9 protein-coding genes are annotated in these 15,036 nt (G+C 43.6%); 2 read left to right on the top strand and 7 right to left on the bottom strand.

Features of this window, described 5'->3' with window-relative positions; translation table 11 throughout:
- Positions 1 to 33 precede the first annotated feature (33 nt).
- The 7 genes from MHI37_RS12195 to MHI37_RS12165 all read right to left on the bottom strand — a co-directional run bounded on the left by MHI37_RS12195 (position 34) and on the right by MHI37_RS12165 (position 10,768).
- Positions 34 to 3,069 carry a glycoside hydrolase family 2 TIM barrel-domain containing protein gene (locus MHI37_RS12195; RefSeq protein ID WP_076335834.1) on the bottom strand — a complete coding sequence of 1,012 codons (3,036 nt, stop codon included), beginning with the start codon at positions 3,067 to 3,069 and terminating at the stop codon, positions 34 to 36.
- A 75-nt stretch (positions 3,070 to 3,144) separates the two neighbouring features.
- Positions 3,145 to 3,969 (bottom strand): carbohydrate ABC transporter permease, encoded by an 825-nt coding sequence (locus tag MHI37_RS12190; RefSeq protein WP_076335835.1) that lies wholly within the window; start codon positions 3,967 to 3,969, stop codon positions 3,145 to 3,147.
- Complete coding sequence (locus MHI37_RS12185; protein WP_083676137.1) at positions 3,962 to 4,801, bottom strand: sugar ABC transporter permease; 840 nt, start codon at positions 4,799 to 4,801, stop codon at positions 3,962 to 3,964. Before MHI37_RS12185 ends, MHI37_RS12190 begins: the two co-directional genes overlap by 8 nt.
- A gap of 177 nt (positions 4,802 to 4,978) precedes the next feature.
- A complete protein-coding gene (locus MHI37_RS12180; protein ID WP_076335837.1) occupies positions 4,979 to 6,280 on the bottom strand; it encodes an ABC transporter substrate-binding protein in 1,302 nt (433 codons plus the stop codon).
- 185 nt (positions 6,281 to 6,465) lie between these two features.
- A complete protein-coding gene (locus MHI37_RS12175) occupies positions 6,466 to 8,241 on the bottom strand; it encodes a sensor histidine kinase (RefSeq protein WP_076335838.1) in 1,776 nt (591 codons plus the stop codon).
- A 3-nt stretch (positions 8,242 to 8,244) separates the two neighbouring features.
- Positions 8,245 to 9,816, bottom strand: a complete 1,572-nt coding sequence (locus MHI37_RS12170; protein ID WP_076335839.1) for a response regulator transcription factor — start codon at positions 9,814 to 9,816, stop codon at positions 8,245 to 8,247.
- 49 nt (positions 9,817 to 9,865) lie between these two features.
- Positions 9,866 to 10,768: an ArsR family transcriptional regulator gene (locus tag MHI37_RS12165; RefSeq protein WP_076335840.1), complete on the bottom strand. Its 903-nt coding sequence runs from the start codon at positions 10,766 to 10,768 to the stop codon at positions 9,866 to 9,868.
- A 157-nt stretch (positions 10,769 to 10,925) separates the two neighbouring features.
- Here MHI37_RS12165 and MHI37_RS12160 point away from each other — a divergent pair, with 157 nt between their 5' ends.
- Both MHI37_RS12160 and MHI37_RS12155 read left to right on the top strand, forming a co-directional pair.
- The gene (locus tag MHI37_RS12160) at positions 10,926 to 12,437 is read left to right on the top strand and encodes an alpha-N-arabinofuranosidase (RefSeq protein WP_076335841.1); all 1,512 of its coding nucleotides are present in this window, start codon (positions 10,926 to 10,928) and stop codon (positions 12,435 to 12,437) included.
- A 1,231-nt stretch (positions 12,438 to 13,668) separates the two neighbouring features.
- Positions 13,669 to 14,913: an IS4 family transposase gene (locus tag MHI37_RS12155; protein WP_076340182.1), complete on the top strand. Its 1,245-nt coding sequence runs from the start codon at positions 13,669 to 13,671 to the stop codon at positions 14,911 to 14,913.
- The last annotated feature ends 123 nt before the right edge of the window (positions 14,914 to 15,036 follow it).

The raw sequence follows: 15,036 nt of genomic DNA, 5'->3' as shown, positions 1-15,036 counted from the left end.
GGGGCAAGCCCCTGCTTTTTCTTATCTTCCATATTACAATCGATAAATATTAAATTCAAACGTCAGCTCTTGATTCGCCTTAATCAAATACTCGTCATGCACTGGCGCCCCCCAGCTGTCGTCACCGCCGACACCCATTTGCTTGCCCGCTACGGTGACCACCGTATAGTGCACATTTGGCAGCTCATAATGATGATTTGCGCTTTCCAGCTCAAATGCGGTATACGGTGAAATATTGCATTCTACAGGCTGCGCGGCTGGCGCAGTAATCCGAATACCTTGTCCATAATCATTGCTAATGCTGACACGGCGAACTCCTGTACGGTTCCCCGATTCCTGAGGTACCACATAACCAGATACATTATCAGCGGCATCATTTTTAAATACGCCTAATCGAGCCCCGAAGGCACGGTCGATATAATTCTCCTCCGGCCCCATCGCATACCAGTCCAAATGGCAGTAATCAGCCGGAACCTTGAAGGATAGTGCGAATATCGGCAGCTTCGGCAGCCCTTCAGCTCCCTCGTAGCGCGATTTAACGTTCAAGCTGCCATCTGCAAATACCGTATAGGCAACGGTCACAACAACATCCGCGCTAATGCTTAGCTTGTAACGGAACGTGACGGTGGCACTTTCTTCCTGCTCCTTCAGCTCAACACTAATGCATTTGCGAGTCAGACTCGCAGCGAACCAAGCCGCAGAATCAAATCCTAGCGAGAAGCCTTTATCATTATCCGTTGTCGCCCGCCAAAATAACGGTGCTGGAGGAATGGCAATCATTTCTTTGCCCGAATAATTCAAAGAAGTCAGCGTCCCCGCCTGCTTCGAGAACATAATGCTGAAATCGCCGCCATGCACGCCAATATTCACATCGCCCTCGACCACTCTAAGCCCGCCTACTGGATTCACGGAAGCAGCTGTCTCTGCGATTACAAACACATGCTGTCCGAACGAGATTTCATGTCCGGCATCCGCCCATAACGTACGCTCCTTCAAGTTCAGCGATACATGCAAAGCATATTCGCCAGACTCAGCTATAGCCGGCAGCTCCAGCGGTACATAAGATTCGCTTTGCGCAGCAACATCAATGTTCAGCCGGCTCTCGAATATTTCGCGGCCTTCGTGATGAAGTCTAACGACCAAATCATAAGCTTCTGTTCCTTCAAATAGATTTTCATTAATGACCTTTACACCTTGACGATCAGGTAGAAGCTTAATGTTCTGATACAGAAATTTAACCTCCTGCATCTTCGGAGACTCCTTGCGGTCAGCATATACAATACCGTTCGTACAGAAATTATAATCCGTAGCACGGTCGTCGAAATCACCGCCGTAAGCTAGAAACTCTTTGCCATAACGATCCTTCTTCACAATGACTTGATCGATATAATCCCAGATGAAGCCGCCTTGGTACATCGCATACTTCTGCTCAAGCTCCGTGTACTTGTGCATACCGCCCACGGAGTTGCCCATAGCATGCATATATTCGCAGCTAATATAAGGCTTCTGCGGATGATCATTCAAATACTCTTCAATATCAGCTGGCTTCGCATACATGCGGCTCTCCATATCACTCGTATCATTATAATTGCGATTATGGAAAACACCTTCATAATGAACGAGTCTGCTAGGATCTGTTTCCCGGAAATAGTTCGACACGTTCAACAGAACCTCTCCAGCATACGCTTCATTGCCAACCGACCATATTAATATAGAAGGATGGTTTTTATCCCGCTCTACCATCGAGATTGCTCGGTCCATCACGATCGGCTGCCATTCCGGCTTGTTTTCAGGTATATTCCATGAAGGCTCTACAGCGCCCATCTTCTGCCATGAGCCATGAGTTTCGAGGTTCATCTCGTCAATGACATATACGCCGTAAATGTCGCACAGCTCATACCACAGTGATTGATTCGGATAGTGAGAGGTACGTACAGCATTCAAATTATTGCGTTTAAGCGCTGCGATATCCCAAAGCATATCTTCCTTCGTAATTGCCCGCCCTCTGCGGCTGTTGAATTCATGGCGGTTGACACCCTTGAATACGATTCGTTTTCCATTAATATGCATCACTTTATTGATCATTTCAAATTTACGGAAGCCCACTCGTTGAGGTATTACCTCAATAAGTGCCCCCTCTTGATCGTATACCGTAATATAAAGCATATACAAATAAGGCTTTTCTGCGCTCCAAGCCGTTACCTTGCCTGCTTCTAGTGAAAGCGACAATTTATGATCACCGGCATCTGCCTGTGACTCTGCAGAAGCTACAGCTGCGCCATCTGCATCCTTCAATTCGAGCTTAATGACAGATTTCTGTACCCCTGAAAGCTTAAGATCCACAGCCAAACTGCCTATTGTATAAGATGAATCCAAATCAGCATGCACGAATAGATCACGTACATGAATGCTAGGAACGGTATATAAATATACATCGCGGAAAATACCCGAGAAGCGCCAGAAATCCTGATCCTCCAGCCAGCTGCCCGTGCTCCGTTGATAGACCTCGACTGCAAGCTTATTTTCCCCTTCGACCAAATACGGCGTGAGGTCAAATTCCGAAGGCGTGAAGCTGTCTTCGCTATACCCTACAAATTTGCCGTTCAACCACAAATAGAAGGCTGATTCCACTCCCTGAAACGAAACATACACAGGCTTGTTCTGCATGATGGAAGGCAAATTAAAATACTTCACATAACTCCCTACTGGATTATGATCCTCAGGAATCGCAGGCGGACGGATATCGTTATGACCATCCCATGGGTACATCGTATTCACATACTGAGGCTTGCCGTAGCCCTGCAGCTGAATATGTCCAGGCACCTCAATATTTTCCCAGCCATTCGTTGGATGCTCTATTTCGTAAAAATGCTGCGGACGATCAGCAGGCTTCACGGAATAGCTGAATTTCCAGCTGCCATTCAAGGAATGACGTAGTGCCATGGGCGCTTCTGCCATCGCTTCTTCGATTGATTCGTAATATTTGTGATCCGAGTGAGCCGGCAGCCGGTTCACAGCAAATACACTCACGTCAGTGAGCCAGTTAATGGAAGGCTTCATTTCTATCATTGCATTTTCCCCTTAAAGTTATTTAAAAGTCAGGTGGCTGCGCATCATGCGCACAGCCACCTGACTTTTTTCTTCTTATTTTACTGAACCAGTCATCCCTGCTACAAAATGCTTCTGCATAAGGAAAAACACAAGTGCAGTAGGTATCGTCGAAATGACAATCGCTGTCATGATAATACCATAATCCGGTGTATAGCTCGATCCTAAATTTGAAATCAACATAGGAATCGTCTTTTTCTCCGGCGATTGCAATACGATAAGCGGCCACAAATAGTTATTCCAGCTCGACATAAATGTAATGATCCCAGCCGCAGCATAAGTAGTCTTCATCGTAGGCATATATATCCGGAAGAAAAGACTTATTTCACTCAGTCCATCGATACGCCCCGCTTCGAGCAGCTCTCTCGGAAACATCTTCGTATTTTGACGGAAGAAGAAAATAAGAAACGCGGTAGTAAAGGTAGGCAATACGACACCCGAAAGTGTATCTAAACCGATGAACGGTATAGCTCTTGATACGCCTGCAAACATTTGATACAAAGGCACCATGATCGCCGCGAACGGAATCATCATGGATAACAACAATATCGTAAACACAACATCCTTTGCTTTGCTCCGATAAATTTCAAAGCCGTAGCCTGCTAGCGATGCAATAACCATAGCTAGCACAGTAGTCGACACTGAAATTTTTGCCGAGTTCATCAGCGCTGGAACGATGTCTACCGTCGTAAACAAGTTTTTAATATTATCCATCAGCTGGCTTCCGGGAAGCAATCTCCCTTTGGTCACATCCGCTGACTTATTGGTAGCGCTGATAATCATCCATAGAAAAGGGAATATGGATATGAACGCAGCAACGGATAGAAAAATATAAACGAACGCCCGTTTTAATTTATCCATTTTTATCACCTGCCGCTTTAAACTGTACAATCGCTAATATGACAATCATAATTACAATGGAATACGACACTGTAGCTGCATAGCCGAAATCGGACGTATATTTGAACGAAAGATTGTAAATATATTGAGAGATGGACATGGATGCATTCCCCGGTCCGCCCTTCGTAATATTCACAACTTCATCAAATAGCTGCAATGTGCCAATCGTAGAAGTGATCGATGTAAACAAAATAATCGGCTTAAGCAGCGGTATGGTAATACCAAAAAATTGTCTCGTAGACGATGCGCCGTCAATTTTTGCCGCTTCGTAGATCGAATGATCAATATTTTGAAGCGCAGACAAGTAAAAGATCATGTTATAGCCTGTCCAGCGCCATGTGATTGCAATAATAATCGTTATCTTTGCCCAAAACGGGTCTGTAATCCATTGAATCGGATTAGTGATCAAATGGACATTCATTAACAGCTTGTTAACCAGACCATCTGTAGCAAATAAGTATTTGAAAATAATAGAATAAGCTACGAGCGAGGTAACAGCCGGCAGGAAAATCGCCGTACGGAAAAGCCCTCTAAATTTCAATTTGCTGTCGTTCAACAAAACAGAGATAAACATCGCCAGCACAATCATAATCGGCACTTGAATAATTAAGTATATAAACGTATTTTTTACTGCTGTTAGAAACGTCTTATCACTAAACAAACGAACGTAGTTATCAAATCCAACATACGACAAATTCATGCCCTTGCCAGACTTGAAGGATAGAAGTAGCGCCTGAATCATCGGATAAAAATAGAACGCCGCAATCATTACGACTGCCAGTATAATGAACATCCAACCAGTAAAATTAGCTCTAGTGCGAATATTCACGCCAGGCTTCGCTGCTTTCACGTTAGCCTAACCCCTTTCTTTACAATCTTGCGACTTCTCCAGCCCTTCAGCCGAGCCTTGGGCATGCTGATCAGGAGAAGGAGAAGCCTCAGATTTTTATGACTTACGGTATGATTTTATTTATTTTACTTGTGTTTCTGCTTGTGCTTGCGCATCACTTAATACTTTATCAATATCTTTGCCACCCAAGTAATTTTGCATTTCTACGACAAGAATATCCTCAAGCGCATACGTATGCATGCCATAGTTTACATTCGGAATTTGCTCTGTCCATTTCGCAAAGTCTTCAATTACTTTTTGGCCGCCAAAAAACTCGTCCGCTTGCTTGTACGCTTCGCCAGTTGCTGCTGCTTTCAAAGTACTGATCGCACCAATCTCTGTCACAAGCTTCTGATAAAGCTCAACATCCGAACCAAAGGTTTGCTTCAAAAATTCTGCTGCGGCTTCTTTACCGTCAACATTCATAACATACCACGAGCTGCCTCCAAGGTTAGACGCATGCACGGAGTTCGCATTGTTCCCAAGTTTAGGGAATGGTACAACCGCCCATTTGCCTGCTTGTGAAGCTTCCGCTTTAATCGAAGCTGTGATCCAGTTGCCCGTAGGAACAGTCGCAACCTCTCCGCTATTAAATGCGCCCACAAACTGGCTCCAATCGGATGTTACTTTGACAATATCTGCACTCATAAGCTCTTTGTACGATTCAAATGCTTCCTTCAGCGCTTCGTTGCCTACAAGATTTGGCGTTGTGCCATCATCCTTCAGGTACCAAGAACCAGCGGATTGAATCATCATTCGGATCAGACCAAGATCATTAGGATCTTGCGTCAGCAAAGATTTGCCTGTTTTGGCTTTCACTGCTTTACCAATTTCAATAAATTTCTTCCAATCAATATCCTGCAGGTCAGCAACTTTATAGCCTGCTTCTTCTAAGTAGTCACTTCTTACATACAAGCCAGCAGCACCAGAATCAAATGGTACGCCGTATTGCTTGCCGTCTACACTTGTTGGCCCGATTTTGTAATCTGCGAAATCGCCTGGATTAATGAAATCGGTTAGTTCAAAAAACGCATCCGGGTAAGATTGTAAGAAGCTTTGTGCACGGTAATCCTCGATCAATACGATCGTTGGCAAGCTTTTTGTTGTACCTGCATTCAAGCCCGCATTCATTTTTTGGATAATGTCCGCTTGAGCATTTTCAATAATGTTGATCTTTAGATCAGAATCGGGATTTTTTGCTTTATAAGCTTCACTAGCACGCTCCATAGCACCGATGTTAAACACCTTGTCCCATGCCCATACTGTAATTTCTTTTGTTCCTTCTGCTGCAGTACCGCCATTATTAGCGGCATTGTTTCCAGTGCTCGAGCATGCCGTAAGAAGCACAAAGCTGGCGAGCATAATTGCGAGTAGTTTTTTCAAAATATTCAGCCCCTTTTTCGATAACTGATAGCCTTGTTGAAAGCGTTTGTTGGCTAACGAATTTCATTATAGCAATACGGAAATGGGACTCGTTAGCAATATATTTGTGCGGATTTGTCATTCTATTGTTACCTTTCCAATCGTTATTATGTAATTAGCAATAAATTTGTTTATTGGTATTTTTTTTAGGACTTATGGAGGGGCAGTCTAATTTTCACTCTAGTTCCCTCTCCAATATCACTTACGATCGAAACGCCATATTCCTCGCCATATAGCAGTTTGATCCGATCATGAACATTGCGAATACCGATTCCTGAGAAAAAATGGCTCGAGCTAATCGAGCTGTGAGCAGGATTTTGCTGGTCATACCCCGCCATTCCAACGCCATTATCTACAACCTCACATACTAATGCATCTTCCTCACTGGAAATAAGCACATAAATATACCCATCCTTCCGCTCTTGAAAAGCATGAAAGAAGGCATTTTCTATAAACGGCTGAATAATAAGTTTCGGTACATGATAGCCATAGCAGTTGTCTGCAACAAAATAATTAACGACAAATTGCTCGCCATAACGAACATGATTGATATAGACGTAATTTTTCAAATTTACGAGCTCTTGAGATACGGTGATCGTCTCACTAATGTTGCTTACCGTATTTTGCAGCAATGAAATTAAAGAGTTGATCGTAGCTGCAGCCTTCTCCTTATTTCCTTGCTGCACCAAAATTTTAATCGATGCCAGCGTATTATAAAGAAAATGTGGATTAATCTGCATTTGCAATGCCGACAGCTCTGCGTTTCGCTGATCCTTCTGCGTCTGAATGAGCTTCTTAATATAATCGTTCAGCTCATCGAGCATATAGTTGTAGGCATGTCCGAGCTGTTTAATCTCAAAGCTGCCGGAAACCTCAATATAATTGTCGAATGCATTCGCTGTAATGCCTGACATTTGTTTGGCCAGCATCGTTAATGATTTCGTTAATCTTCTGGAAATAATGAAAACAATAAATAGCGCTACGATAACGATAGCGAAACTAATGAGTGCAACCATTTTAAAATCGACCATTTCACTAAGCACTTCCTGCTTATTGATCAGATTCACAAGGTAAAAGTTATATTCCGGCAAATACTTGGACAAAACGAGACTGCTGTTTCCGAGTACATTAACATCTTTATAGTCCTGCTTCTGTTCCTCAATATCTTTGGCATAACCAAGCAAATCAAGCTCTTTGTTCCCGATCAGGTCCTGCCGATTGCTCGAGACAACGACTCCCGAGTGATCCAAAATAACAACATCATTGCCATTGCTTGTGAAGCTTGCATAAAAGCGCTTAAAATCACTCTCTTTGATCGCAAAATAAAGCACCCCATATTGGTTAGCACTCGTTCTCTCCATTAAAGCTCGGGAAGCAACAATAGCCGGATCATCATGTGATGAACCAGCTACATTTTCTGTATCTAATTGATAAATAAGCTTTTTAGGATAAATAAGCGTATTTACTGTCAAAATGCTATTTCTTAGCATCTCGGTTGAGCTTGGCCAATAGGAGCTGTCCGTGGAGTGTGTCTTCTTATTCACTCCCGATATGGTCATTGTTACCGGATAAGCGGCTACATTCGAATGAATTTTCTTCATTTGCTGGCTAGCCAAGTAATAGCTCTGCAAAGAGGAGAGCGAGTCCATATCCGGTTTAGTCAAGAAGCCTTTGATCTCGCCATTTTGGAGCACATTGTTAGATGCAGTTACGACTGAGTAGTTGAATGATTCGAAATTCGTCTGTATTTGACTGATAATTTTGGAATTCGTAATACTGAATGTATTCATGAAAAGCCGCTCCGACATTTGAATCATAACGATAGATGTCAAGAGTGACACGGTTACAATGCTAACTAGCGTGACCATAAACATTTTAATAAATAAGCCGTGAAATTTAAGTTTGTCCAAAAAGCTTCTCATCTGCTAATCCCTCTTCTTGCCCATGTATTGTTTTCTATAGTGGCTTGGCGATAGGCCCGTCAGCTTCTTAAACACCTTCGTGAAATAGCTGTGGTCCGAATAGCCGACCATACCGCTTATTTCAGAGATAGACGCCGAATGATACTGCAAAAGCTCAGCAGCCTTCTCCACGCGGATCTTGTTCAAATATTCACTAAAGCCTTCCTTATTATGCGATGTGAAATAACTCGATAAATAAGACGGATTAAAATGAAAATGCTTGGCTAGCTCTGTTAGACTAAGCGGCTCTGCATAATGATCTCGAATATATTGAAGCAGCTGCGTCATACTGGAATTGCTGCCTGCAGCTCCTCTTGCCCTAATAACCTCGTTTGCTTTTGCAATAAAGCTCTCGAGCTGCGAAATGGCTTGGCTTACATGCGTCGTTTCACCGATCGATTTGAAATACGCATATTTGGCCTCTTCTAATATTTTATTATCCGATTCCAGGCGACCTAGCAAAATCGTAATATTAAAAATAACATTGCCTAAAAAGGATTTGAACTCAAATACATCGGTTTGGTAATGAGACGCCTGCACATAGGCCAGCAGTCCGCCAAATGCCTTATCAAATTGCCTGCGGTTCATCAGCTCTGAAAAATCGTTCATATTAAAGCTTCGAGCTTCTTCGGTTATGAACGGCAGCTCCTCATGCATAATCAATCGCTGTGCTTCTGGGAGGAAGAAGCGATAGGCATTAAGCTTAAGGAAGCTTTCCTTGTAGCACACACCCAGCTGGCTTAGGTCAGTAAAGGCTTCTCCGAGCGTCCACCCTAGCTCCGGCAATTGCTCGCTCGTTCCCGCTGCCAGCTTCCTGGCTATATTCGTCAGCTTCTGCTCATCCTGATTTGCGACATTAACAAGCACAACTACCATTCCCTGCTCCGTAGGGATTTCGTAATATACGGAATCGGTTAAGCCGGCTGCCAGCTCCTCTGTTATTTTGTCTAGCCACTGGGAATCAGCTTGGCGATCTCTGCCCTTATTCATCAGCAGTTTCGTATCCACTCCTAGCAATCGGAAGCTAGGATGAGGGAAAGCTTCTTCAACTACTGGATTATTCGTATCTGTCTCATAGCCCGAAACGAGCTTATCTAGGACCTGTTTAACGGACAAGCCGTCATCCTCATCGGCCTCCATTAGCTGTAAAGAAGGAATTTTTCGAGCTGTCCGTTTCACGATGCCGAGCAGTTGAAAGGCTTCCAGCTTTGGCTTTAATATATAATCAGCAACACCGCTTTGAAAGGTAGATCGCACATAATCAAATTCGCCGAAGCTGCTTAAAATAATGACCTCAATTTCCGGAAAACGCGTCTTTATCGTGCGAGTCAGCTCCTCTCCTCCCATAACAGGCATCACAATATCTGTGATGACAATATGTGGTGCCAGCCGCTCGATTTGCTCGAGTGCCTCCTTCCCATTGGAAGCCTCTCCTACGATTTGGAAGCCTTCATGCTCCCAATTCAACAGATGCTTGATCCCCTGTCTTACTAATAATTCATCATCTACGATAAGAACACGACAAGCAATACCCATGGTTCAACCTCCAGCCTTAATCTTCTCCTGCTAGTCTATCCAGGCGCCTTTATTCATAATAGCTGCGAATGACAATATCCTGGTCATAGTTTCCGAAGCCTTTTCCGTACAGCGTCAATCCGCCTCTACCGCGTGAAATATCATCAGAACTAATACGGAATGTCCACTGTGAGCTGTCCCAAGGCACATCCTTTATCGTGAGTTCCGAAATTCGCTCTCCATCCACATAGCTCCCGTTCTCATTAATGCGAAGTACCTTCAACAGCCCATATTGATTGACATCGGAATGCCACCATTCAGGCGACAAGCGCCCCCTAAGCCTTCCAAAATCACCTGGGCTTGTCCAAATGCCCATTAGTTTGTCGTTAATCGTAAACTCTATATCCGAGGGCCAGTTTTCATTAATATGCGGAGCCTCGGAGCCGATCTCCAACGATATTTCAATTTCGGTTACCCGTTGATCCTTGAAGAGATAATTCGGAATTTTGTATTCAAGAAAACCGCGAGCAAACCATAAAATGCCTGCATGGACACGCTCTGGATCTAGAAAATAAGTCGGATTATCATAAAACCCGATCATTTTCGTCGTTGTGGCGATCCCGCAGGTTGGCGCTGCTTCAAAATCAGTGTAATGACCGACAGGAATGGATACCTCTGTAAATTTCCTAGTCTCATGCTCGGATTTCGACAATCGAATTTGGAGATACTCCGTAGATAAAGAGCAATACTTATAGGTGCCTCCGTTGATTCTTCGCATTCGATAGCTGACCAGCCCGGCCGTCTGCAGCTTGTTGACATGTGTACTGACGATTGCGCTGCTCAAATACAGAGAAGACGCCAGCTCTTTAATATGCATCTCTTTCACGTATAATAAATCGATAATTTGCAAGCGCACCTCGCTGGCTAACGCTTCGTATACACGAAGTGATTGTGAATCAGTCGTTAAATACATGTACTACACCTGCTTTTACAATTAGTAATTTAGCTAATCCTAGGTATATTCAAGAACACAGTATTGATTGTATATATGTATTATGATAAATATTATAGAAGATATCAACAATTATGAATTAGTTCATTAACTAATTCAACTAGGAGGAATAAATTCTATGTCTATGAAATCAACAATGCTGATCGATAAAAACTTTACCGTCTCTGAGGTTGACCCAAGACTCTATGGCTCCTTTATTGAACACTTAGGCCGCGCCGTTTATGGCGGTATTTATGAGCCGGGCCATAAGACCGCTGACGAGAACGGCTTCCGCCTGGATGCGCTGGAAGCTATCCGTTCCCTGCAGGTGCCCATCATTCGTTATCCTGGGGGGAACTTCGTATCCGGCTACAATTGGGAGGATGGTGTCGGTCCGAAATCAGAGCGCCGTCGTCTGCTTGAGCTCGCATGGTGGACAACTGAAACCAATGAAATGGGCACCAATGAATTTGCAGATTGGGCCAAGCTCGCTGGCACTGAAGTTATGATGGCAGTCAATCTCGGCACTCGCGGTGTAGACGCGGCTCGAAATCTTGTTGAATATTGCAATCATCCTTCTGGCTCCTATTACAGCGATCTCCGAATTTCACACGGCTACAAGGAGCCTCATAAATTCAAAACCTGGTGCCTCGGTAATGAAATGGACGGTCCTTGGCAGATCGGCGCAAAAACTGCTGTAGAGTATGGCAGACTAGCGAATGAAACAGCCAAAGCGATGCGCTGGGTAGACCCTTCCATTGAGCTGGTTGCATGCGGCAGCTCATCAAGCGGAATGAGTACCTTCGCCGATTGGGAAGCTACTGTGCTTGACTTAACCTATGATCAAGTCGACTTTTTGTCTCTGCATACCTATTACAATAACAACGAGAAGGACTCGTCCAATTTCCTAGCCAAATCACTCGATATGGATCAATTCATCTATAGCGTAACCGCGATTTGTGATTATGTGAAGGCCAAAAAGCGGAGCAAGAAAAAGCTCATGCTGTCACTCGACGAGTGGAATGTATGGAATTCCATCGGTACGAGCCGAGCTGATGAACGCTGGCAGATCGCTCCGCCTGAATTCGAGGATGTGTATACACTAGAGGATGCACTTGCTGTCGGCTGCTTTATTATCACATTACTAAAGCATGCGGACCGTGTAAAAATGGCTTGTATTGCTCAGCTCATTAATGTAATCGCACCGATCATGACAGAAAATGACGGTCCGCTCTGGCTCCAAACAACTTATTATCCTTATCTTCATGCGTCCGTTTATGGCAGAGGCACCGTGCTTCATCCGATTACTTCATCGCCTAAATATGATTCCAAGGATTTTACAGATGTGCCTTACCTTGAAGCAATCAGCGTATTTAATGAAGAGAAAGGCGAAATAACGATCTTCGCTGTCAATCGTCATTTGACGGAAGGCCTTGAGCTTGAGGTTGACGTCCGCAGCTTCGGTGACGTTAGCCTAATCGAGCATGTCGTTTTGGAAAATGATGACCTGAAAGCTACGAATACGAAAACGAACCCGAGTCGTGTCACGCCTCATAACCGCGGCAATGCCAAAACCGATAACGGAGCTGTGAAGGCTGTACTCGGAAAAGCATCTTGGAACATGATCAGACTGCAAACGAAACAAGGCTGATAGAATCTCTTAACTTAAATACACGTGAAATTACATGAGGAACTGCCTCATTTTTCAAAAAATCAGCCGATCAAGGTTTCTATACTTGATCGGCTGATTTTCTGATTTCAACTGCCTCGCTGAACCATTTGAAATCCCTTTTGATGGAGACGTTTAGAAATAGGTCTATTTTTTAGACTTATTTCTGACAAATGCGATGAGTTTGGAGAAATAGATCTATTTTTTAGATCTAATTTCTGATAAAACGGGTTCTACACGGTCATTTGATGGATATGAACGAAAATAGGTCTATTTTTTAGACTTATTCCCTTCTTTTGTACTTATTTGAAGAATTAGGTCTAAAATTTAGACCTAATTCTTTGGGGAACAACACTTGAGACACCCTCTAGCCAGACTCACTATTCTTCTAGGTACTTGACCTTGGACTCCTCCTAATGTTCACATTTCATAGGCTAAGAGTCTGTCATTTGTCTCGCAAGGCGCTAGCACAAGCATATCCTTAGGGAGTTTCATATTGTATAGAAGACTACTAGGGAAGGAGCTGACAACATTGTCTTGCAAACCATTTTGTCCAACAGTCAGAGTATATGATCCGCCTGTAACTGTTACTAATGATGTTTTCCATCCTCAAATCGTAGAGGTCGTTCATCAAATAAACGTCGTAACTCGTCATCACTGCGTACCTGTTGAAAGACATCTTTATCAATATTGCCACCAAAATGAAATTGCTTCAGAGCAGGCTTCAGAGCAGAATAACCGTTCTAACTGTTCTCACAAACACCACAAGAGCAAAAAATCTTATATCTCCAAAGCAACAAAGAAAAGAAACAAATAAATAAACCCTTTGTTGTCCCCTCTATTAACAACAGATAACCTCAAGGTGAAACGGCTGTCACCGTCCTTTGGCGGCGCTGCGCGTTTCATTCCCAGAAATATAGAAGTAGTATGGCGAAATGTTATACTTTCCTATATTTGCACAAAAAAAGAGCTCTCTGCTGACAGCGAAAATCCCAAGGATTATCCGCTGTATGGTAGAGTGCTCTTTGCTTTGAAATCAACTCACTAGCATTGCATAAACAAAAATCAGATTTGTCAAGTGCGATCACCGAAAAGCCTATATGAGAAAATTGTTCTAAATATGTAATAATTAAGGTGGCTTTACCCAAAGAAAAAACCTTATGATTAGGGAAGAAGACAGTCCTGTCCAAATCCCTACTCATAAGGAGATCGCATGGACAAGGATACTACAAAATCCACTTTTAAGGAATACCTTATTCCTCTTGATCGAGAATTTTTATTGAACCAGATTGCAAAACTTGGACTGGATAAGTACACGAAGAAGCTGGATTCCGTTACATTCTGTAAGTTGTTTATCTTTGCACAGTTGTGCCAAGTCAAGAGTTTGGCTGACATCAGTTTGGACGTTCGCATGAGTGAAGAGCTGCAACGAGAACTGGCATTGGAATCGATCAGTGCTTCGCAGCTTTCCCGAAAATTGCGAGACTTGGATCCAGGTCTATTCGATGCGACACTTGGCCATCTCATTCAGCAGATTCACAGGGAATACGGCTTTCAGAAAGGAACGGCAGCACTTGGACGGTTGAATCTGATTGATTCTTCCACGATCTCTCTCTGTCTAACGAAGCATCGGTGGGCAGAATTTCGCAACACGAAAGCTGGCATCAAGATGCATACCCGCGTAGTCTATCACGAACAGATGGTAAGTCCAGATAAAGTCGTCCTTAAACCGGCAAAAGCCTCGGACAAGACAGAGATGAACGAGCTTGTCGTGCAGGAACCGGATGCGATGAATCTGTTTGACCGCGCTTATCTCGATTATGACTTATTCGACCAGTATTGCGAAAATGGTACGCGATTCATCACTCGTTTGAAGGCTAATGCGGTCGTCACGGTCCTTGAAGAGAAGGTTGTGAATGCCGAGGGACCCATTCTAAGAGAAGCCATCGTGCGATTAGGCAAGCCTGGTGTAAACCAAATGGAGCATACGCTGCGGTTAATCGAAACACATGATAGCAAGGGCAATCTCATTACCATCATCACGAATGAAAGGACCATGGAGCCAATCGAGATTGGCGAGCTCTACCGTCGCCGCTGGCACATCGAGTTGTTCTTCAAGTGGGTCAAGCAGCATCTGCACATTAAGCGGTTCTATGGTATCAGCGCCAATGCAGTCTATACGCAAATCCGCATTGCACTCATCACGTATTGTCTGCTTCTGCTTCTTAAGCGAAAGATTGCGTTCCAGGGTAACTTATTAATCATCTATAAACTGATGCAACGTTGCTGGGACGAGCCCTTGATAGCGATGATCCGAAAATGGTACGGGGACCGCACCCGAACATCCAAGGGGCGACGGACCTACGATCATGAGCGCATATTTGCGGAGACGCTACAGCAATTCGAGAATGGTGAAGAAGATCACTTGGACGAACTGGCATATGATCCGGTAATTTAAATATCTAACATTATGTGGATAATGGATTGTCTGAATCACAGCACCCCTTGTCTTTTTGGCACTAACTGTCATGATTTTATATTCTGAAAATTCTCACTAACCATAGGTCTCCTTTCTTTTACT

Source organism: Paenibacillus sp. FSL H8-0548, assembly GCF_038630985.1.
Lineage (GTDB): Bacteria > Bacillota > Bacilli > Paenibacillales > Paenibacillaceae > Pristimantibacillus.
This window is presented reverse-complemented; position numbering and strand designations above follow the sequence as displayed.

Excerpts from the sequence above, each read along its gene's own strand:
- MHI37_RS12195 (WP_076335834.1), bottom strand. The coding sequence starts at position 3,069 with ATGATAGAAATGAAGCCTTCCATTAACTGGCTCACTGACGTGAGTGTA.
- MHI37_RS12190 (WP_076335835.1), bottom strand. The coding sequence starts at position 3,969 with ATGGATAAATTAAAACGGGCGTTCGTTTATATTTTTCTATCCGTTGCT.
- MHI37_RS12185 (WP_083676137.1), bottom strand. The coding sequence starts at position 4,801 with ATGTTCATTATACTGGCAGTCGTAATGATTGCGGCGTTCTATTTTTAT.
- MHI37_RS12175 (WP_076335838.1), bottom strand. The coding sequence starts at position 8,241 with ATGAGAAGCTTTTTGGACAAACTTAAATTTCACGGCTTATTTATTAAA.
- MHI37_RS12170 (WP_076335839.1), bottom strand. The coding sequence starts at position 9,816 with ATGGGTATTGCTTGTCGTGTTCTTATCGTAGATGATGAATTATTAGTA.
- MHI37_RS12165 (WP_076335840.1), bottom strand. The coding sequence starts at position 10,768 with ATGTATTTAACGACTGATTCACAATCACTTCGTGTATACGAAGCGTTA.
- MHI37_RS12160 (WP_076335841.1), top strand. The coding sequence starts at position 10,926 with ATGTCTATGAAATCAACAATGCTGATCGATAAAAACTTTACCGTCTCT.
- MHI37_RS12155 (WP_076340182.1), top strand. The coding sequence starts at position 13,669 with ATGGACAAGGATACTACAAAATCCACTTTTAAGGAATACCTTATTCCT.